This window comes from Mammaliicoccus sciuri, from assembly GCF_002901825.1.
Lineage (GTDB): Bacteria > Bacillota > Bacilli > Staphylococcales > Staphylococcaceae > Mammaliicoccus > Mammaliicoccus sciuri.
Genome location: NZ_PPQD01000018.1, coordinates 240894 through 261374 on the forward strand (window position 1 = coordinate 240894; position 20481 = coordinate 261374).

Annotated in this window: 19 protein-coding genes; 7 read left to right on the forward strand and 12 right to left on the reverse strand. The window is 32.5% G+C overall.

Going from position 1 to position 20481, the window contains the following annotated elements:
* Position 1: 1 nt before the first annotated feature.
* The 5 genes from CD035_RS05690 to CD035_RS05710 all read right to left on the reverse strand — a co-directional run bounded on the left by CD035_RS05690 (position 2) and on the right by CD035_RS05710 (position 3995).
* On the reverse strand, positions 2-1021 hold the full coding sequence (locus CD035_RS05690; RefSeq protein ID WP_048541705.1) for a DUF418 domain-containing protein: 1020 nt from the start codon (positions 1019-1021) through the stop codon (positions 2-4).
* Between the two features lie 135 nt (positions 1022-1156).
* Positions 1157-1840, reverse strand: coding sequence for a hypothetical protein (locus CD035_RS05695; RefSeq protein ID WP_048541704.1), 684 nt, complete (start codon positions 1838-1840; stop codon positions 1157-1159).
* Positions 1833-2714 (reverse strand): ATP-binding cassette domain-containing protein, encoded by an 882-nt coding sequence (locus CD035_RS05700; protein ID WP_048541702.1) that lies wholly within the window; start codon positions 2712-2714, stop codon positions 1833-1835. Before CD035_RS05700 ends, CD035_RS05695 begins: the two co-directional genes overlap by 8 nt.
* Positions 2701-3072 carry a GntR family transcriptional regulator gene (locus CD035_RS05705; protein ID WP_025905784.1) on the reverse strand — a complete coding sequence of 124 codons (372 nt, stop codon included), beginning with the start codon at positions 3070-3072 and terminating at the stop codon, positions 2701-2703. Before CD035_RS05705 ends, CD035_RS05700 begins: the two co-directional genes overlap by 14 nt.
* A 221-nt stretch (positions 3073-3293) precedes the next feature.
* Positions 3294-3995: an alpha/beta hydrolase gene (locus CD035_RS05710; RefSeq protein ID WP_048541700.1), complete on the reverse strand. Its 702-nt coding sequence runs from the start codon at positions 3993-3995 to the stop codon at positions 3294-3296.
* A 157-nt stretch (positions 3996-4152) separates the two neighbouring features.
* On the opposite strand from CD035_RS05710, the gene CD035_RS05715 reads away from it, so the two are divergent.
* Together CD035_RS05715 and CD035_RS05720 are read left to right on the forward strand one after the other, a co-directional pair.
* On the forward strand, positions 4153-4755 hold the full coding sequence (locus CD035_RS05715; protein ID WP_048541698.1) for a DJ-1/PfpI family protein: 603 nt from the start codon (positions 4153-4155) through the stop codon (positions 4753-4755).
* 42 nt (positions 4756-4797) lie between these two features.
* Positions 4798-5697, forward strand: coding sequence for a macrolide 2'-phosphotransferase (locus CD035_RS05720; RefSeq protein ID WP_048541696.1), 900 nt, complete (start codon positions 4798-4800; stop codon positions 5695-5697).
* Between the two features lie 223 nt (positions 5698-5920).
* Here CD035_RS05720 and CD035_RS05725 read toward each other — a convergent pair whose 3' ends face one another.
* The 5 genes from CD035_RS05725 to CD035_RS05745 form a co-directional block, all read right to left on the reverse strand.
* Positions 5921-8527: a CDP-glycerol glycerophosphotransferase family protein gene (locus tag CD035_RS05725; protein ID WP_053076877.1), complete on the reverse strand. Its 2607-nt coding sequence runs from the start codon at positions 8525-8527 to the stop codon at positions 5921-5923.
* Between the two features lie 222 nt (positions 8528-8749).
* Positions 8750-9100: a hypothetical protein gene (locus tag CD035_RS05730; protein ID WP_048541694.1), complete on the reverse strand. Its 351-nt coding sequence runs from the start codon at positions 9098-9100 to the stop codon at positions 8750-8752.
* A gap of 241 nt (positions 9101-9341) precedes the next feature.
* Positions 9342-10988 carry a phospho-sugar mutase gene (locus tag CD035_RS05735; protein WP_048541692.1) on the reverse strand — a complete coding sequence of 549 codons (1647 nt, stop codon included), beginning with the start codon at positions 10986-10988 and terminating at the stop codon, positions 9342-9344.
* Between the two features lie 16 nt (positions 10989-11004).
* A complete protein-coding gene (gene galU, locus CD035_RS05740; protein WP_048541690.1) occupies positions 11005-11877 on the reverse strand; it encodes a UTP--glucose-1-phosphate uridylyltransferase GalU in 873 nt (290 codons plus the stop codon).
* A 156-nt stretch (positions 11878-12033) separates the two neighbouring features.
* A complete protein-coding gene (locus CD035_RS05745; protein ID WP_048541689.1) occupies positions 12034-12906 on the reverse strand; it encodes a MurR/RpiR family transcriptional regulator in 873 nt (290 codons plus the stop codon).
* A gap of 157 nt (positions 12907-13063) precedes the next feature.
* Here CD035_RS05745 and CD035_RS05750 point away from each other — a divergent pair, with 157 nt between their 5' ends.
* Positions 13064-14470, forward strand: a complete 1407-nt coding sequence (locus tag CD035_RS05750) for a 6-phospho-beta-glucosidase (protein ID WP_048541685.1) — start codon at positions 13064-13066, stop codon at positions 14468-14470.
* 329 nt (positions 14471-14799) lie between these two features.
* Here the strand turns inward: CD035_RS05750 and panC are convergent, their stop codons facing one another.
* Both panC and panB read right to left on the reverse strand, forming a co-directional pair.
* Entirely contained in the window at positions 14800-15642 is an 843-nt protein-coding gene (panC, locus tag CD035_RS05755; protein WP_048541683.1) for a pantoate--beta-alanine ligase, read from the reverse strand.
* On the reverse strand, positions 15642-16448 hold the full coding sequence (panB, locus tag CD035_RS05760) for a 3-methyl-2-oxobutanoate hydroxymethyltransferase (protein ID WP_048541681.1): 807 nt from the start codon (positions 16446-16448) through the stop codon (positions 15642-15644). Before panB ends, panC begins: the two co-directional genes overlap by 1 nt.
* 61 nt (positions 16449-16509) lie before the next feature.
* Between panB and CD035_RS05765 the strand changes: the two genes are divergently transcribed.
* The 4 genes from CD035_RS05765 to CD035_RS05780 all read left to right on the forward strand — a co-directional run bounded on the left by CD035_RS05765 (position 16510) and on the right by CD035_RS05780 (position 20470).
* Positions 16510-17358 carry an oxidoreductase gene (locus CD035_RS05765; RefSeq protein WP_048541680.1) on the forward strand — a complete coding sequence of 283 codons (849 nt, stop codon included), beginning with the start codon at positions 16510-16512 and terminating at the stop codon, positions 17356-17358.
* 84 nt (positions 17359-17442) lie between these two features.
* Positions 17443-18315, forward strand: a complete 873-nt coding sequence (locus CD035_RS05770) for an SDR family oxidoreductase (protein WP_048541679.1) — start codon at positions 17443-17445, stop codon at positions 18313-18315.
* Positions 18316-18603: 288 nt separating this feature from the next.
* A complete protein-coding gene (locus CD035_RS05775; protein WP_048541678.1) occupies positions 18604-19641 on the forward strand; it encodes a quaternary amine ABC transporter ATP-binding protein in 1038 nt (345 codons plus the stop codon).
* Positions 19634-20470: an ABC transporter permease gene (locus CD035_RS05780; RefSeq protein WP_048541676.1), complete on the forward strand. Its 837-nt coding sequence runs from the start codon at positions 19634-19636 to the stop codon at positions 20468-20470. The genes CD035_RS05775 and CD035_RS05780 overlap by 8 nt, the downstream gene beginning before the upstream one ends.
* Positions 20471-20481 lie beyond the last annotated feature (11 nt).

The following is a 20481-nucleotide window of genomic DNA, read 5'->3' on the forward strand; positions in this document are numbered from 1 at the left end:
ATTATTTTATCGGAAACATCTTGAAATAAGTACCGATTTTCCACAAGTATTCTAACGGACCATATTTAAAGTAACTTAGCCATAAACTTGAGAATATTAACTGTATCACAAGAATGATTAAACAAAGATTCGCCGTATGGATTAAACGACAATTTGATAATCCTAATCCATAGCTAAATAATAATATCAATAACGTCTGCCCGATATAATTCGTAAGTGCCATTTGCCCATACGTTCTTAACGGTTTCAATAATTGTTGCACGACTTTATATTGTAACAACGTGACGAGTACACTAAAGTAACATATCGTCATAATTGGACTCAAAATTAAAATCAATTGATTCGTTAAAGCATATTGTTTCAAATATTGTGCTTCAGTAATACCTGTATATTTAATCGCTTGGTAAGAAGCGCCAACGTAGATTTGATTTAAGTAATAGATGCCGATTACCGAAATGATCATCGTCAATAGCGCAATAATGGCATAATACTGTCTATGTTGGTACATTTTTTGATGTAGACCAAATTGGGCAAATGTTAAACCTAAAGTGAACAGTGGAAGCGGCATTAATATTTTACCGCCCAATCCAATCGCTACAGATAAGAGTATCATACCGATTGCGAAATTCACCCATTTATTCACTTTAAACAGTGGTAGCAATACTAAACCAAATATAGCGTAAACAAGCAATACCTCTCCCGGTTGGAGTTGCATATGTCCTAAACCTAACAGTGCCAATATTACAATTCTTCTCAAATAAATTACATATGGTTGCTCACTTTTTTCTTTCGCACGATTGATAAAAATATAAAAACCAACACCAAACAAAAATGAAAAAATCGACATAAACTTTGATTCAATAAATATATCTAAAAACTTCTGATAACGAACTTCTAATAATGAAAAATCAAATGGTACTTGTATAATGCTCGAAACATTAAGAAAAATAATACCTAATAAAGCAAATCCTCTAATATAATCTAATTCATAAATACGATGATTCGATGCAGTTGGATTCATAACAAATGCCTCCCTTAATTCCTTGTTATAATTTATCATTTATACAAAGAAATACAACGAACAATATTGTCACATGCCCTGTCACATCGCATTATAAAAGGCTAGGACAATTCAAGTTGTCCTAGCCTTTTACTCCTATGCCTTCAATCTTGCTTGAATCATAATTGGATATATACATAATGCTGATATGATTCCAATTGCGCCTAATATATGAAACATTTCATAAATATGTTGATATACCCATTTGAAGAATGGCGTGAAATCACCGAGTACAAACCAGATAAATACGATGACACCTAGAAATAGTACACCGATCATTGTTGGGATAACACCTATGCGATAAATAATCGCACCGAGTAAGAAACAAATTCCTGCGATAAACAATATAGCTAAGAAATCCACCCACATACTATCCAATCCACTAGCGTTAGGCAGTATATCCGATATTCTCATAAGTGTTACGTCGCTATTTGTCACACTTGCTACACGTTCTAATATAAAGCTAATCACTTCTTGAATGATAAGCATCATAACTATAAATATAATGTAACTTAGCCATAAACTTACGATATACTGTCTTCTTGTCGCACCAAGTTCAATTGATGATTTAAGTGGATCACCAAACATGAATAATGGTAAGAAACCTAATATACCGTATACCGGTCCAGATAATAAAGGATTAAATGAATCTGATGGTTCAATATAAAATCCAATTACAAAGTATATCGCGGCTAAAACGACAAGTACGATACTAAACGTATATAATTGTACTTTTAGTTCTTTAAAGATAATCGAGAAAGACCCTTTTAAATCACCCATGATTAGCCTCCTTTGTCATTGTCATATTTACTAAATAATCTTGAATACTTGCTTTATCAACTTTCACATTCAACGCTCTACACTGTTCTTGTAATGCTGCATCATAAGGGATATCCGCCATCACTTTATGCTGACTCATAATCGTTGATTGCTCGATAATAGCATCCTTAGAAGTAATTTGATGGATATCCTCTAATTTACCAACTAATATCGCACCTCTAGATTGAAAGTATTCAATCGGTTCATGTAACTTCACACGATGATCAGATATAACAATGAGCTTTTCACATATCTTCTCAATTTCTTTAATATGATGAGAAGCTATCATAATATATCTCGGATCCGCTTCGAACGATTCTCTCAACGCTTGTGTAAACAACTTTCTCATATAAGCATCTAATCCGTTTGTCGGTTCATCTAACATTGTCACAGGTGCATGACTTGCAAGCCCAATTACACTTTGAACCATTGACTTCATACCTTTAGAAAAGTTTCGAATCTTCTTCTTTCGTGGTAGTTCAAATAAATCTATTAAATAATCCGCTTCTTCTTGATCCCAATTGTCATTGAACATCGCTGCAAATTTCATCGCGTCATTTACATTCCATGACTTTCCAAAGAAGTGATTCTCTCTTAAATACGTAATTTGCTTTGAAGCTTCTGCATTGTTATAAGGTTTATAGTTTAATATCGCTATGTCACCTGAATTTTGTTTTTCTTGACCTGACATGAGTTTCATTAACGTCGTCTTACCAGAACCATTTCGTCCCCATAAACCAATAATCATTGGTTCATCATCTTGAAGTGTTAAATCTTGAAGTACATATTCATCTTTATACTTAAACGACATGTTCTGAATATCAATGATTGTCATAGTCTTGTTCCACCCTTCTTATGAGTTCTTCCTTACTTATATTAAGTCTCTTAGCTTCTTTAACCATGTTTTGGATATAAGAGTTTGAGAAGTCTTGCATTCTTGTATTTACGAGCTTGTCGCGCGCATCTTCAGCTATAAATACACCAATCCCTCTCTTCTTAGCTACAATGCCTTCATCCATCAACAGTGCAATACCTTTTTGAGCCGTCGCTCTATTAATATTGTAAAAGTTTGAAAGTTCCGTTGTGGAAGGTATTTGTTCGCCTTCTGACAAAAGTCCTTCAACTAAATCATCTTTAATCATATCTGCAATTTGCAAAAATATAGGTGTATCTTCATTTAAAGTAGGTTTCATTTTTATTCTCCTTATCCTATAACATGATTGGTTGATTAGTTGTGTAATCAACTATAATATCATTCACGTTATTTGTCAAACATTCTTCATTTATTTCATTCGTCCTAAACGATGTTAACCCTTATTATATCAGCAATTCACGTACGTTAAATTTAATTATTTAAACAATAAAAAAGACTTAGACACCCCATCATGTCTAAGTCCCATATAGTTATATACATCTAAAACAACGTATGAATCGCTTTGTCGAAATATTTTTCAAAGTATTCATGTCTATGGATGCCTTCTTTATCTGTTATAAACGTTAAAGTTGACGCATCATTAACCAGCTTCTCTTTCACTAACTCAACCGCTTCATACGTATTCGGTACCATCCATTTTAAAATATTAGGATATTCTACCCCTTCTTGCTCACCTACATACCAATAAATATGACGTGGATACTCTATAGATTTACTATTTTTAATGAAATCTAAAAAGTTCGGATACCACATAGAAGCAGACATTAAGATATAGCTACCAAATAAGTGTGGACGTGTTAATAAAGCATATAATGACACTAACGCGCCGAAAGAGCCACCACCGATTGCTAAATATTCCGCTTCATCAAAGATATGATAATGTTCTTTAAGAAATGGTATTAATTCAAATTCCAACATATCTAAATATTGATTAGCATTTCCCGCATAATGTGCTTGATCAACTTTCTCTTCCCATGGTGTATACTCCCTATTTCTATCAACCGGTTCAATACCAACATACATAATATTTCTTGGCTTGTCTTCAATCAGTTTATTAAATATATATTCCCCATCTTGAACGATTACTGTCTTAAATGGTTTAGGATTTTGTTCATCATAACCAACTGGCATTGCCACCGTTACGAATCGATCATTCCATAAAAATTTTTGTACAACTTGCATAACTTTTCACTCCCGTTATATTCCCTTTTACAATTGAGAAACGTTATCATTTATTACATCATACCATAAATACCGTTAGTTATCATTTGCATATAAGATGTCTTTGTATCATGATAAAAATAATCTATAAATAAATTTAACAAGGGGTGTTATTTTTATGAAAAAAGCGCTAATCGTTCTTACAGAAGCATATGCAGATTGGGAAGTCAGTTACGTTGCTGCAGAACTCGCTATGTCGCACGGATTTGAAATCGATACAGTATCATTAGGTGAATCAACTGTGACATCTATCGGCCAATTGAAGACAATTGTTGACTATACAATAGATGACATTAAAGAGCCTTACGATGCTTTAATTATCATTGGCGGTAACAATTGGTCACAAATTGAAAATGAACAACTCGTACAACTCATTAAGACGTCATTAGACAACAATATTGTTGTAGGCGCAATATGTGCGGCCGTTGACTTTTTTGCACGAAATAGTTTACTTACGGGATATAAACATACAGGAAATGATTTAAACCGATGGACGACAGAAGAGAACTACAAAGCCTATACAAACGCATTAGACTTTATGAATGAAGATAGTGTTATTGATAAGAACCTCGTCACAGCAAACGGATCCAGTGCAGTAGACTTTGCTTTTAATGTGATTCTTGCATTAGGACTTGTGGATTACAAAGAAGCTGAAAAACAAAAATACTTTTATAAATCAGGTTATGTATCTTATAAGATGAAATACGGAGAAATTGGATAAGAAACGAAGAAATATAAAAATAACCTTTAAGGAGCGCTCAATATGACACAACATGAAAACATTGTCACGATTGCCGCAGAATGTGGTTTAGATATTCAACCTGAATCCATTACAATAAACGAATCAGGACTTGATTTTCAAGTAGCATTTGCTGAAGATAGACATGGTGTTGAATGGGTATTACGTATACCTAGAAGACCAGAAGTGTATGAGCGAACAGATTCAGAAAAAGAAACCGTAGACTTCATACAACAACATGTATCATTTGAAGTACCTAATTGGCAAATTCATAAAGAAACTTTAATTGCGTATCCTAAACTAACAGGCGTACCTGCAGCTACAATTGATCCTGAATTACAACAATACGTATGGGAAATAGAACATAAACCCGTGCCTCAGAACTTTGTTGATACCTTGGCAGAAGTACTTGTTGATTTGCATCGAATAACAGACGAAGAACTCGTTTCAAGTGAAATTAAGACGACAACGATTCAACAAATTAAACAAGATTATCAAGAGCGTATGCATAAAGTGAAAGAAACGTTCGGAGTCTCCCCTGATTTATGGAATAGATGGCAAAAATGGTTAGATAGAGATGAGCTCTGGCCAAATCATGTCACGATGATACACGGAGACTTGCACCCAGGACATATTATGGTGGATAAAGAAGCAAATGTGACAGGTCTTATAGATTGGACAGAAGCCAGTCACGCAGACCCCTCCAATGATTTCATGGGACATCACCGTGTATTTGGCGATGAAGGACTAGATGATTTAATAGAAGCTTATGATAAAGCAGGCGGTAAGACATGGCCACATATGAAAGAACATATTATTGAATTAAATGCAGTATTCCCAATGTTTATCGCTGAATTTGCAATTGTCTCAGGAGAAGCGGCATATGAGAAGATGGCTAAGAAAGAATTAGGTGTTGAGGAATAAAATAGAAAAGATTTATCCCGATTCTTCTTAATAAACCTCCCTTTATCAAACAATTAATCCATAAATATCCCACTCCTAAATTTAGTATTAAGCGCTACTTCCTTCACGTCGAGCTAAAAAAGAAATGTTTGTTATTGGGGATATCTTATAAAAAGAATTACAATTTTATAACGTGAAATAAAAAAGGTTAGGACAAAAATGATGTCCTAACCTTTGAATTATTTTATTTGAAATTTTTAATAATACTATTATAAATTCTTTCATTATTAGATTTATCAATATGTTTAAAGATACTGTCTTTTTCTAATTCTATATTTTTAAATGAATCATTAATAACATAGTCATATATCTGATTTACTAGTTTCTTTTCATCATAGAAGATGTCACCTAAGAAAGTCTCATGAATAGGTCTTAAAATACCTTTTCTAAAGAATCTTTCGACATCAAAATGATAAAATATAACCGGTTTATTCATATAAGTAAAATCAAAACTTACACTACTATAGTCAGTTATTAATAAATCATGTTCTATAAGTAAAGATTGAACCGTTTTTTCGCCTAGTTCTATATATTGAACTTTTATTTCATTATTCATTAAGAATAACTTAAAGTAACTTTGCGCTCTATAGTGTGGATAGAAATTAATTTCAATATTATTTTCAATTATCTGATTAAGTTTTTTATTCTTAATTAAACTTAAATATCGTTCTAAATATTCACTATTTTCAAATGCAAAATCACTGTTCAACCAATCTCGCCATGTAGGCATTATCAATATTTTTTTAATCTTTTTGTTGTCATTTGCAATTGGTAAGTTATCAAAGCGAGACAATCCAGAAATATAGACATTTTCTTTGTCATATCCCATTTCATTAACGACGACATCATATTTTTCACTCATACTACTCACATTAAAAATATCAAATGGTAAATCATAGTAATTTTTGTGATATTCTACACTCTTTCTACCAAGAACCCCATGCTGTAAGAAGACTTTCAATGTGTCCTCATATCCAAAGAATCCTTTTGCTGGTTTATAAGGAAGTATATTTTCAAAATCGTGTGTACTGGCAAGGACCTTTGCTTTACTAGCAATTTTAAAATGCTCTAAAGACCCAAATTTCAAAACCTTTTTATTATGTTTTATATTTTGATAATCTAATGCATTTTCATCTATAACATAATAAGCATCGATTGAAGTATTTTCCCTTAACCAATTAAAGAAGACGATTCCATTATCTTGAGCTGTATCGAATCTCTCACCAATTAACCAGATATTAGGATCCTTTTCATTATTACTCATAACTTTCAATTGATTTCCAGTTATAGAAAATCTCTCGAGTTTAATATTTTTAAATGGTGTAATTGTGCTAAGATAGTATATTTTTTGATTACTTTCTTCAATAATTTTACTAGAAAAATACGTGTCTTTTTTATATTTAGCAGTTCTATATCTGATTTTTTCTCTTCTTACAATATCATTTTGTTCTCTTATCGTTATAAATAAATCTACTACAGTTTTTGGTTTAGATATTATTTTTCCAATTTCATCATAATTTATATCAAATAATGTTTCGCCAGGATTAATGTAATATTCTAAAGTTTCCTTACTATAACGTTCTTCAAAAGCTAAAGTAAAGGTACAATGATTATAAATTTCATCAACTTTAACAAAGAAATTGATTTTATTATCATTTATATAATTAACACCATTCTTAAAAAATGGCTTCCTATATTTAATGAAAATACCGTTATTTGATGTAAAGCTCATATAAAAATATTGATTATTGATGCTTACAGGAACTTCATGAATTAATCGTTCTTTTTCTTGTTCTTTAATACTATAGATAACTTTACGATCAGTATCTTTTTCTATAGCTTCAATATATAGATTTTTATTAGCTCTTGTTTCTGTAAAAACGCCATACGGTATCTTAGAAATTATTTTATTACCATATTTTTTAATAGGAAACTTACCGATAATTTCATTATCATCATTTATTAAAACAAAGTTATTATATTCCTTAATTTGATCATTACCTTTATTCTTCAAATTAAGAATGAAGCCATACTTATCCGGAGTCTCTCTTATTATAATATCTGTTGCCTTAAAAATTTTATGGAATACAAAAAAGTTATTTCTATTAATTTCTATATAATAATGGTATAAATTAAAGCTATACTTATTATCAAACTTCGCTCTATAAGCAAAGTTATTACTCACTAAATACATGGCCTTATACTTTTCCATAGCCAATGATTCTATTTCATTTATTGGAATTGTGTAGTTTGACTTACCTACAGCTTGTAGAGGAATTTCTGTCTTATTAGACCCATTTATTAATAGCAGTTTAGTATAATTCTCATTACTATCAGTTTGAAAATTGAAATTTGATTCATTAAGGAAAGGTGTTAACTGAACTTTTTCATTCACAAATGAATATTCATCATTTAAACTTTTTATATACATATTTTTTGTACATTCAAATTCACACAATTGATTATTTAATGTTAGATAGATAGTTCCTTTAGTTTTGTTTCTAATCCATAATTTCTTACCATTATAAAAGCAATTGATTTTAATAAATGGCTCGTTAGACTCAAAATTTAATAACGCTTTGTCAATTTCAACTCTAACTCGATTAGTACCTATTTTCTTAACTACAGTTGGAACAGTTTTATTTTGAATACGCAACGAAAAGAGATCAATATTAAACATTAAATAGTTCTTGTATTTAAATTCAACAAAAACTTTATCTGTCTTATCCTTTGCAGAAATACAGTCAAATCTCCTTACAAGCATGTTTTTCAATCTATATAAAGCACTCATATATTTACCTCATTTTTATTTAAATTTCTACTTAATCACTTAATACAAAAAATAAAATTACACTACTAAACATTTTATATTTGTTTAGTAGACAATTACAAGATATACATAATTATATAAAATTATGTATTTTAATTAAATATCAATAATAACAAACAAGAATTAAATGTCTATATTATATTTAAACCATATTATATAAATAACATCTTGAAACTTAGAAATTTAATTTCCATCATTTCTAGAAAGTAACACTGACTCTTCATATGCATAAACTGCTTCTTGATAATTATGACTACGTGGCAATATGCCTTTTTTAATTGCTTCATTATATGCGTTCATCTTTGTTTGCTCGTCTTGTTTGCTATACATAATCTCAGCCAAATCTTCTTTTGTCTTTATATTGAACTCTTTTTCATGTTTCTTTTGAGTTTTTTCTTTTTTCTTAGCTACTTGATGTGTATTTTCTTGTTTATTATCTTTACCATCATTTGAATCATTATCTGTTGTAATCATTAGTATTGCTGACATAATAGTTAAACAAAATATAATAATTACGAGAATTATATTTTTCAATCTTTTGTCTCTCCCCTGTAAAACATCAATATTATTATTAAACTACAAATTATTACATTTGTAAATTTGATTTTTATATTCTTAATTTTAATTTTATATTCCTACATCATTATATCAATTACACTATACATTTTAACTATATTACCAGTATATTTATTACCAATCTACTTTTACCAAATTTAATCGCACACAAAAAAAGCAACCTTTCATTATCTTGAAAGGTTGCTTTTTGCTATACTTCTTATTTCAAATTAAACTTTCCTTCAAACTCCTCAATTACATCGTCTAAATTCTCTACATTTAATGAGAAGTACAGTTTCATTTTAGGTTCTGTCCCTGATGGTCGGACTGCTATAAATCCTTCTTCAAATATGAACTTAATGAGATCTGTTTGTGGTAAGTGAATGGTTTGTGTCTTACCTGTTTTAACATTAAGTGATTCTTTTGTAATATAATTTTCTATAAACAATGTTGTTAAATGCTCTATATCAATTGTTTCTAACTGTTTAAAGTCATTCATAATTTGTTTTATTTTCTCTCGCCCTTCTGCACCTTCAAATGTTGGTGAGAGGGTCTTATCTTTATAATGACCGAGTTCTTGATAAATATTATTTAATACGTCTTTGAAAGTCTTGTTTTCTTGTGCCAGTTTTTCTTTATATTTAATCAATAATGCTGCTGTTTGTATGGCGTCTTTATCTCTTGAGAAGTCGTCTACTAAATAGCCGTGACTTTCTTCATATGCTAAGACTAGTTGTAATGCGTTATCTTCTAAATTCTTTAATTGCTCTGATATATATTTGAAACCTGTTAGCACATTAATGACACCAATATTTAATGATTTAGCTAGTTTCTCACTTAGTGCACTTGTCACAACTGATTTAATGATATATTTATGTTGGTCACCTGATAATTGTTGATTTCTCAGTTTCATCAACAATAACCCTATCTCATTACCATTGAAATATCTTGTTGATCCGTCTTGATATCTTTCAACAATACCTATTCTATCTGCATCTGGATCTGTCGCTAATATAAGTTGTGCTTGCTCTTGTTCAGCGAGTTGTTTACCTAAGTCAAATGTATCTTCCGCTTCTGGATTCGCAATATTAACAGTTGGAAAGTCTCCATTCGGCTTTGATTGTGCTTCTTCTACTACATAGTTTCTATACGACAAATCTTCAAGTACATCTGACAATAGAGGCAAACTTGTTCCGTGTAAACTTGTTAACACTGTTTTTGTTTGCGATGTTTCAAATGAACCGACAAGTTCTTTAACCGCATCTTTATATGCTTTAGTTGTTTCTTCTTTAAATGGCAGAATCAATCCACGTTCCTGCAATGTTTCCAAGTCATCTGTTTGTATATTTAATGGATCTTCCACTGTATCAATATAATGACTTAACTCTAATGAAGGCTCTGTTAATAACTGACCTCCATCAGGACCGTATACTTTAATGCCGTTATAGTTCTTAGGATTATGACTTGCTGTAATCATAATACCTGCTGTTGTTTTTAAGTTTCTCACTGCAAATGACAGTTCTGGTGTCGATTTATATGTTTCTGGCAAGATAACTTCAATACCATTTGTACCAAGTACTTTTGCGATTTCCATCGCAAATTCTTGAGATAAGTGTCTTGTATCAAAATGAATTACAATTTTAGGGTCATTCGTTATGTTTCTTAAATATTTAGTTAGTCCTAAAGCAAACTTTTGAATCGTGAATTTATTTAATCGACCTGGACCGATTCCGAATGTACTTCTTATGCCTGCTGTTCCAAATGATAATACATCCGTAAATCCCGCTTCAATCTCTTCTTCTGTTTGAACGTTATGAAACTGTTCAACTAAACTTTCAGATATTCTTTGTTCCCATTGTGCTCTCAAAGTTCTAGCTCCTTTACTAAATATCTAATGATTGTAGATAACGTATAATTTCGTCACGCATTTCTTGATCTTTCAATGCATATTCTATCGTCGTCTTCACAAATCCTATTTTCTCTCCGACGTCATAACGTTGACCTTCAAAGTCATATGCGTAAACTTTATCATCTTTATTTAAACGTTCGATGGCATCTGTTAATTGAATCTCTCCACCGCTTCCTTCTGTTTGTGTTTCTAAATAATCAAAGATTCTTGGAGATAACACGTATCTACCCATAATTGCTAGGTTTGATGGTGCAGTACCTTGTTCTGGTTTCTCAACAAATCGATTTACTTCATATAAGCGTTCGTCTTGTGATTTAGGTTCGATAATACCGTAACGATGTGTTTCTGTTTCAGGCACTGTCTGCACGCCAATTACAGATTTGCCTGTCGTTTCATATTGTTCCATTAATTGTTTAATGGCCGGATTATCAGATTCCACGATATCATCACCTAAAAGTACGGCAAATGGTTCATTCCCGATGAATTGTTTCGCTGTGTAAATCGCATGTCCTAATCCCTTTTGTTCTTTCTGTCTGACATAGAAGATATTCGCTAATTCTGTTGAATATTGAACTCTATCGAGCAGTTCAAGCTTACCCTTTTCGTACAATGTTGTTTCAAGTTCTTTTTGAATATCGAAATGATCTTCAATCGCACGTTTATGTTTACCCGTCACAATAATAATATCTTCAATTCCAGCACGTGCTGCTTCTTCGACAATATATTGAATCGTCGGTTTATCTAATATTGGTAACATTTCTTTAGGCATTGCTTTAGTAGCAGGTAAGAATCTTGTTCCTAATCCTGCTGCAGGTATAATTGCTTTTTTTATTTTATTGTTATCCATTTTAAGTTCCCTCACTAACAAGCTTTTTAAACTATCTATATTAATCGTCACTTTTTATTACATCATTACACATTATAAATTACATTTACATAATTCGCGAGTAATGACATAAATAATGACGCTTTTAAATCCCATATTATTCAATATTATCGTCAATCACTTATTCTCCTGTATCATCTTATTATACGTCACACGATTATCAAAATTCTTAGCGATATTAATCTTATAATCTGTATGTTTGTCATAATCGGTTCCATACACGCAAGCATACAAGATATCCATTAAGAAACTGATGGAATCTCGTGTTGTGAAGTTACTGATTTTGGAATACAACTTTTCTCTTGTTGAAATGCGTAATGTACTGTCTGCGTATTTGGTTACTGTATTTTCACCAATACTTGTCAGTCCGATAATTGGAATATGCTTTTTCTTTAACATCGGTAATAATTTCAAGATGCTTTGATTTTCACCACTATATGAAATGAAGATGGCACATGTATGTTTCGACGACTTTTCTATTTCAAAATGGGGTTCGAGTGCGCAGAGCTTAACGGTCTTGCCAATTTGATTCATTCTCATTTCAAAGTCTTCGCATATCATTAAATTATGATACAGTCCAAAGATTTTGATGGTTTCCGCTTCGTTTAAATACGCGACTGCTTTATCCAATTCTTGATGATCGATCAAATGCACGGTGTCGTCTATCGTTGTTTGATTGAGTCGTGCTAATTTATGGCTAATGGACATGTTATTATCTGATGCATCAAATGGGAAGTTTGCGTCTATTGATTCATAATGTCGGTTTAAGTATTCTACTTCTTCTAAATAATGATCCTTTAACTCTAACCAACCGTCATATCCTAACTTTTTAGCTATGCGAATACCAGTAGAAGGATGTGTATATGTTTCTTTAGAAATTTGATTTAACGTCTTGGACTTAATCTTCTCTCTTTCTTCAAACAAATATTGAATGATACTTTGTTCTGCTTGCGAAAATATATCTTCTTTCATTCTTTCTGTTAAAAGCATATAAATATCTCCTTTTGTAAAAAGTCATTACAAAAATCCCATTTATTTTCAGGAAATTTGTAAATGTCATTTGATAATGCCCGATTTGCCTTTTTAATGATTACTTCTATTTTATACTTAACGTGCATAAGAAAGAAAATATTAGGAGGTCATTATAATGGAAAAAGGGATAAAAATTGTAACTATCGGTGGCGGCAGCAGTTATACGCCTGAATTGATGGAAGGTTTTATTAAACGTTATGAATCTTTACCTTTAAGTGAAATTTGGTTGGTAGACATTCCTGAAGGTAAAGAGAAATTAGAAACTGTCGGCAAAATGGCGCAAAGAATGTGGGATGCTTCTCCATATGATGTCACAGTACATTTATCATTAGATAGACGTGAAGCTTTAAAAGATGCTGATTTCGTTACGACTCAATTTAGAGTGGGTTTATTAGATGCTAGAATTAAAGATGAACGCATTCCTTTATCGCATGGCTTCTTAGGTCAAGAAACGAATGGTCCAGGTGGTATTTTCAAAGCGTTAAGAACAATTCCTATCTTATTAGATATTGTCGAAGATATGAAAGAACTTTGTCCAAATGCATGGTTAATTAATTTTACAAACCCAAGTGGTATGGTTACAGATGCTATCGTACGATACGGCAAATGGGAAAAAGTACTTGGTCTATGTAATGTACCTGTGAATAGTTTAATTAATGAGCCGGAAATGCTGAATGTTGGTGATGGAGAACTTACGCATCACTTTGCAGGGTTAAACCATTTTCACTGGCATCGAGTTAAAGACGCAAACGGTCATGACGTGACTGATCAATTAAATAAACAATTATTTGAAGATGCATCATCGTTACCTTCTAATATCTTTGATGTACCATTTTTCGAAGAACAATTACAACAAATGCAGCTCATTCCATGTGGTTACCATAGATATTACTACCGTGCAGAAGAAATGCTTGAACATGCACTTAAAGAATACAATGATCCAGAAATCGGTACGCGTGCTGAACAAGTTAGACAAACTGAAAAAGAATTATTTGAACTTTATAAAGATGAACATCTCGATCATAAACCAGAACAATTAAGCGAGCGTGGCGGCACACATTATTCAGATGTCGCATGTGAGACAATTGCATCTATCGCTTCAAATAAAAATACACATGTAGTTGTATCTACTGTTAATAAAGGGGCAGTACCAGATTTAGCACCTGATGATGTTGTAGAAGTGTCAGCATATATCAACTCGACAGGTGCTCAACCAATCGCATTCGGTTCCCTACATCCAGCAGAACGCGGATGGTTACAAGTGATGAAGAATATGGAATTATGTGTAGAAGAAGCAGCCGTTACAGGAGATTACGGATTACTATTACAAGCATTTATTATCAATCCATTAATTCAAAGTGGAGAATCTGCGAAACAAGTGATGAATGAATTACTTATTGCTCATAAAGCATACTTACCACAATTTGCAGAAACAATCGCTCAATTAGAAGCACAAGGTGTCACAATTAAAGATGACAAAGCAAGAGCATTGAGCGCTGAAGCAACATTGAAGGAAGTGTAAATATGAAGATAGGAGTCGTGGATGAAGCGTGAGGCAGAATGATGTCTCACGTTTTTTGTGTATGTGTGTGAGTGTGAATGTCGTGCGCTAACGATCTTGTTTGCGATTCTTGAACGTTAGAATTTCTAATGATCTTGTTTTTCAGTCTTGAGCGTTAGCGTCTCGGTTCCTCTCATTTTTTAAAATTTATTTCCCACTAACAATCTTGTTTATGTTTCTTGGACGTTAGAATTTCTAACGATCTTGTTTTGCACTCTTGATCGTTAGCGACCACCCTCTATATACAAAAAAGCCGATTGTACTCGTGCACAATCGGCTTCAATACTTTCTTATATAATAATATTATCTATTAATCTTGCTTGGCTAAATTTAACGGCTAGTGAGATAAAGATTTGTCCTTCTATTGTATGTTGTTCTTCTAATTCTGGATAACTATAAATTGCGACTTCTACGATATCTCCGCTCACGTTACTTTCTAAATATTGCGTGATGGTTTGTATTAAGACATCACTATTTCTTTCACCTTCGTCATATTTCTTCTTAGCTAATGCTAAACTTTTAGATAAATGTACGGCTTCTTTTCTTTCTTCTTCTGTTAAATAGATATTTCTTGAACTTTTTGCTAATCCGTCTGCTTCTCGCACGATATCTATTGGTACAATTTGAATTGAGTGGTTAAAGTCTTCTACCATTTTTTCTATTATAGCGAGTTGTTGTGCGTCTTTTTTACCAAAGTACGCGTGTGTTGGTTGAATAATATTAAACAGCTTGTTAACGACTGTTACAACGCCATCAAAGTGACCTGGTCTCTTCTTACCTTCAAGCACTTGTGCTAAACGACCTACTGTAATCGTCATCTCTAGTTCTCCTGGATACATTTCTTCAACTGTTGGATGAAATACATAATCTACGCCAATTTGTTTAAGCTTCTCTAAATCAGATTCAAATGGTCTTGGGTAATCATCAAAGTCTTCATTAGGTCCAAATTGTAATGGATTTACAAAAATACTCACTGTAGTTACATCATTTTCTTCTATTGATTGTTTCATCATTTTTAAATGGCCATCATGCAATGCACCCATGGTTGGTACGAGTCCTATTGTTTTACCTTGAGATTTAAATTGAGATACGATTGAATTCATATCTTTAATTCGTTCTACTACTTGCGTCACTACTCTGTCTCCCCCATCACTTTCTTCTTATATGTGTGTGCTTCTGAAGGGAATGCACCACTTTTAACTTCTTCATGATATGCTTTTAGTGCGTCTATACCATTTGAAAAATCACCGTATTGTTTCACAAATTTAGCAATATGTTCTGAACCGTAATTTAATAAATCATGATATACGAGTACTTGACCATCTGTACCTTTTCCTGCGCCTATACCGATAACTGGAATTGTCAGTTGTTCTGTAATCACTTCTGCTAAATCACTTGGAATCGCTTCTAATACGAGCATCACTGCACCTGCTTGTTCAACTGCTTTCGCATCTTCTATGAGTTGTTCAGCTTCTCTTTTTGAACTTGCTTGTAATTTATAACCTGTAATGCCGACGCTTTGAGGTGTTAAGCCTAAATGAGATACGACTGGCACACCAATTTGAGTACAACCTTGAATCAATGTCGTATGCATACCTTCGATTTTTACAGCGTTTGCTTTAGTATCTTTATATAATTGAATCGCGTTTTTCATATCGGTTGTATGGTCGATACCGACTGCTCCAAAAGGTACATCAACGATTACGTAACTATCTGGTGCACCTCTTCTAACAGCTTTCGCATGATGTGTCATATCTTCCATAGTCACTTCGACTGTACTATCGTAGCCCAACACAACCATTCCTAAAGAATCACCTACTAAAATAGTGTCTATACCTGCTGCTTCTGCTTGTTTAGCACTTGGATAATCGTATGCTGTAATCATGGATATTTTTTCTTTTTGTTCTTTCATGGTCAACAATTGTTTAATGGTTTTCATCCCGTACCACCCTCTTATATTTGTTATTATGTATATATTAACATTGAAAGGAAAATAATAAATGAAAAAGTTTGGAATAATCGGTCCTGGTGCTGTGGGTACAGCCATTACATTTGCTTTAACACAATCAAACCTTGATGTTACGCTGTTTGGAAGATCAAACGCTACAGTCTATTTCCAAGAATACAATCAAGATGTGCAACATTCATTTCCCGTTCACTCTTTAGAAGATGCACATGAAAAAGTAGATATTTTATTTATCGCTGTTAAAGCAACGCAACTCGACGCAATCATCCCATATCTTCATCATATCCTCCATGCTAATAGCGTTATTATTTTAACTCAAAATGGCTATGGACAGTTAGAAAAAATTGATCACCCGCACAAATTTCATGCTGTCGTATATATAAGCGGACAAAAAGAAGGCAACGTCGTAACGCATTTTAGAGATTGGACTTTAAGATTACCTATTCATGCGTACACATTAGACATTAAAAATTTAACTAAAGATAGTTTACTCAATATTGAATGCCTCCAAAATTACGATCAACACGTTTGGTATAAATTAATCGTCAATTTAGGTATTAATACGGTAACTGCACTAACGAGACAACCTGCTCGTGTACTTAAGCATGATCAAATACATGCACTTTGTTACAACTTATTAGTTGAAGGTAATCGTGTTGCTAAAGCTGAAGGTATTTATTTTGATGATGATTTTGAAAAAAGCATTATGAAAATTTATGAAGGATATCCAGATGATATGGGTACAAGTATGTATTACGACATAATAAGTGAAAAACCTTTAGAAACGGCGTTTATACAAGGCTATATCTACAAAATTAGCAAAAAACATCATTTAACAACACCTTATATAGATAGTACTTATGCAGTTTTAAGTACATTTTAATGCATAAATTTGCAATCCAATTCGTTTCATTTTACTTTTTTAGGGTAAAGTATATTATCATTTTAACAAGAGGTGATTAACTTTATGAAAGATAAATTCGAACAAAAGCACGAAGAAATAGAAGGATACACTCAAGACGTACAACCTGGTATAGAGCACGAGATGGAACCAAAGCCTATTATTGAAGATGAAGATTATAAAGCTGGTGGTAAATTGAAAGGAAAAGTTGCACTGATTACTGGTGGTGATTCTGGTATAGGTGAAGCAACTGCCATCTTATTTGCTAAAGAAGGTGCAAATGTAGCTATCGCTTATTATGATGAAGACAAAGATGCTAAATATGCATTAACAAGACTTGAAGAACTAGGTATCAAAGCAAAGGCATATAAACACGACTTAAAAATAGAAAATCACGCCAAAGAACTTGTAAACAAAGTCATTGATGACTTCGGGCAAATCAATATATTAGTTAATAATGGTGGTATCCAACATCCACAAGATAATTTCGAAGATATTACTAAGGAACAATTACAAGAAACTTTTGAAACCAATTTCTTTGGAATGTTTTACTTATGCCAAGCTGTATTACCTCACTTAAGTAAAGGAGACACAATTATTAATACGACTAGTGTAACAGCTTATCGTGGTTCAGCCCATTTAATTGATTATTCATCTACTAAAGGCGCCATTGTATCATTCACGCGTTCTCTTGCGGCTTCGTTAGCTAGTAAAGGGATTCGTGTTAATGCAGTTGCACCAGGACCGATATATACACCATTAATCCCCGCAACTTTCGATAAAGACAAAGTAGAAAATGCTGGATCAGATACACCACTAGGTAGACGAGGGCAACCAAGTGAAAATGCACCTGCTTTTGTTTATTTAGCTTCCCAAGATTCTACTTATGTTACCGGACAAGTCATTCACATCAATGGCGGAGACTTTATGACAACTTAATATGATATTAAAAAAGATTTTAAAAATTTTTTCTGTAATTCTAGAAATTTTAAAGCGCTAATTTAAATATGAAGATTCTCGATATTTTCTATTTAAGTAAGCGCTTACTTTGTATTCATTATAGGAACAATTGTTATTATTTATTTTTTAAAATTAAATGCAAAACTGTAAAATTTAATCATAAGAATTATACCCTTAATGTTAAAATATTGTGCGATATCAATTTGACTATTAAAATTTCGTATGATAGCGTTATAGAAGTCAATAAATCGATAAGGACTGGTTATTTTGAGTAATATACAAATCAAAGACGTTACTAAAGTATTCGGCAATTACAATGACCAGGTTAAGTCACTTTTACAGGATGATAAAACGAAAGAAGAAATCCTTAAGGAAACTGGTTCGACAGTAGCTGTCAAAAATGCAAATTTCACAATTGAAGATGGAGAGATATTTGTTGTAATGGGTCTTTCCGGGAGCGGTAAATCAACACTGATTCGTTTGATTAATCGTTTAATTGATCCAACTGATGGAGATATCTTAATTAACGATAAGAACATTTCTTCGTTAAATAAAGAAGACTTACGTAACTTTAGACGTGAGAATTTAAGTATGGTATTCCAAAGTTTCGCATTATTTCCCTTCAAAACAGTTGTTGAGAATGTCGCATTTGGCTTAGAAATTAAAAACGTTTCAAAAAAAGAGCGTTTAAAAAAAGCAGAAGATGCTTTAAATTTAGTTGGTCTAGCGGGATATAAAGATCAATTACCAAAACAATTATCTGGTGGTATGCAGCAACGTGTAGGTTTAGCAAGAGCACTTGCTAATGACACAGATATTTTATTAATGGATGAAGCCTTCTCAGCATTAGATCCACTGATTCGTAAAGAAATGCAGAATGAGCTTTTACAACTACAACAAGACATGCAAAAAACAATCATATTTATTACACATGATTTAGATGAAGCCCTTCATATTGGTGATAGAATTGCTTTAATGAAAGATGGCGAAATCGCTCAAGTTGGTACACCGGAAGAGATTGTTATTAATCCTGGTGACGACTACGTTAAAGACTTTGTTAAAGATATTGATCGTTCTAAAGTATTAAAAGTTAAACATATTATGGAGAAAGTTGAGAATGTTGAATTAGTAGATGGCATGTCATTTATAGATGCCGAGTCGCTACTTTATCAAACATTCCCTCACTTCAAATCTGGCACACACGAACTTTGGATTAAGAAAGACAATAAAATTGTCGGGAAACTTAATTTCCAAGATGTATTCGATGTATTAGCACAGGGAAATGAGGTGATGAATCATGCTTAATATGTTGCCTATTTTACCTGTTTCAGATTGGGCTAACGCATTTGTAGAATGGTTAACAGAAACTTTTAGTTTTATTTTTGAACCGATTAAGACGTATCTTGGTGACTTTATGCAACTTATCATTTCATTACTAGAGTTGTTACATCCGTTTGTCTTTATCATTATCATCATGGTTCTTGCTTACTTTGTTATGAATAAGAAAATTGTTGCCCCTATTTTAGTAGGTATTGGTTTATTCTTCATTTATAACCAAGATTTATGGGATCAATTACTGAACACGATGACACTTGTTATTATCAGTAGTTTGCTATCTGTTATTATCGGTGTTCCGCTCGGTATTTTAATGTCTAGAAGCGATCGTTTCCAAGCAGTTATGAAACCTATTTTAGACTTTATGCAAACAATGCCAGCATTCGTATATTTAATTCCAGCAGTCGCATTCTTCGGAATTGGTATGGTTCCAGGTGTATTCGCATCTATTATATTTGCAACTCCACCAACAATACGTTTAACAAACTTAGGTATTAGACAAATATCTGCTGAATTAATAGAAGCAAGTGATTCATTTGGTACAACATCCATGCAAAAATTAATTAAAGTACAACTCCCTCTTGCTAAAGCATCTATCATGGCAGGTGTAAACCAAACTGTAATGTTAGCTTTATCAATGGTTGTAATAGCATCAATGATTGGTGCACCGGGATTAGGTAGAGATGTGTTAAGTTCTCTACAACGTGCAGAAGTCGGTTCAGGTTTCGTAGCAGGTTTAAGTATCGTTATCCTTGCTATTATCATCGACCGCTTTACACAATCATCTAAAAACAAATAATCTAGGAGGAA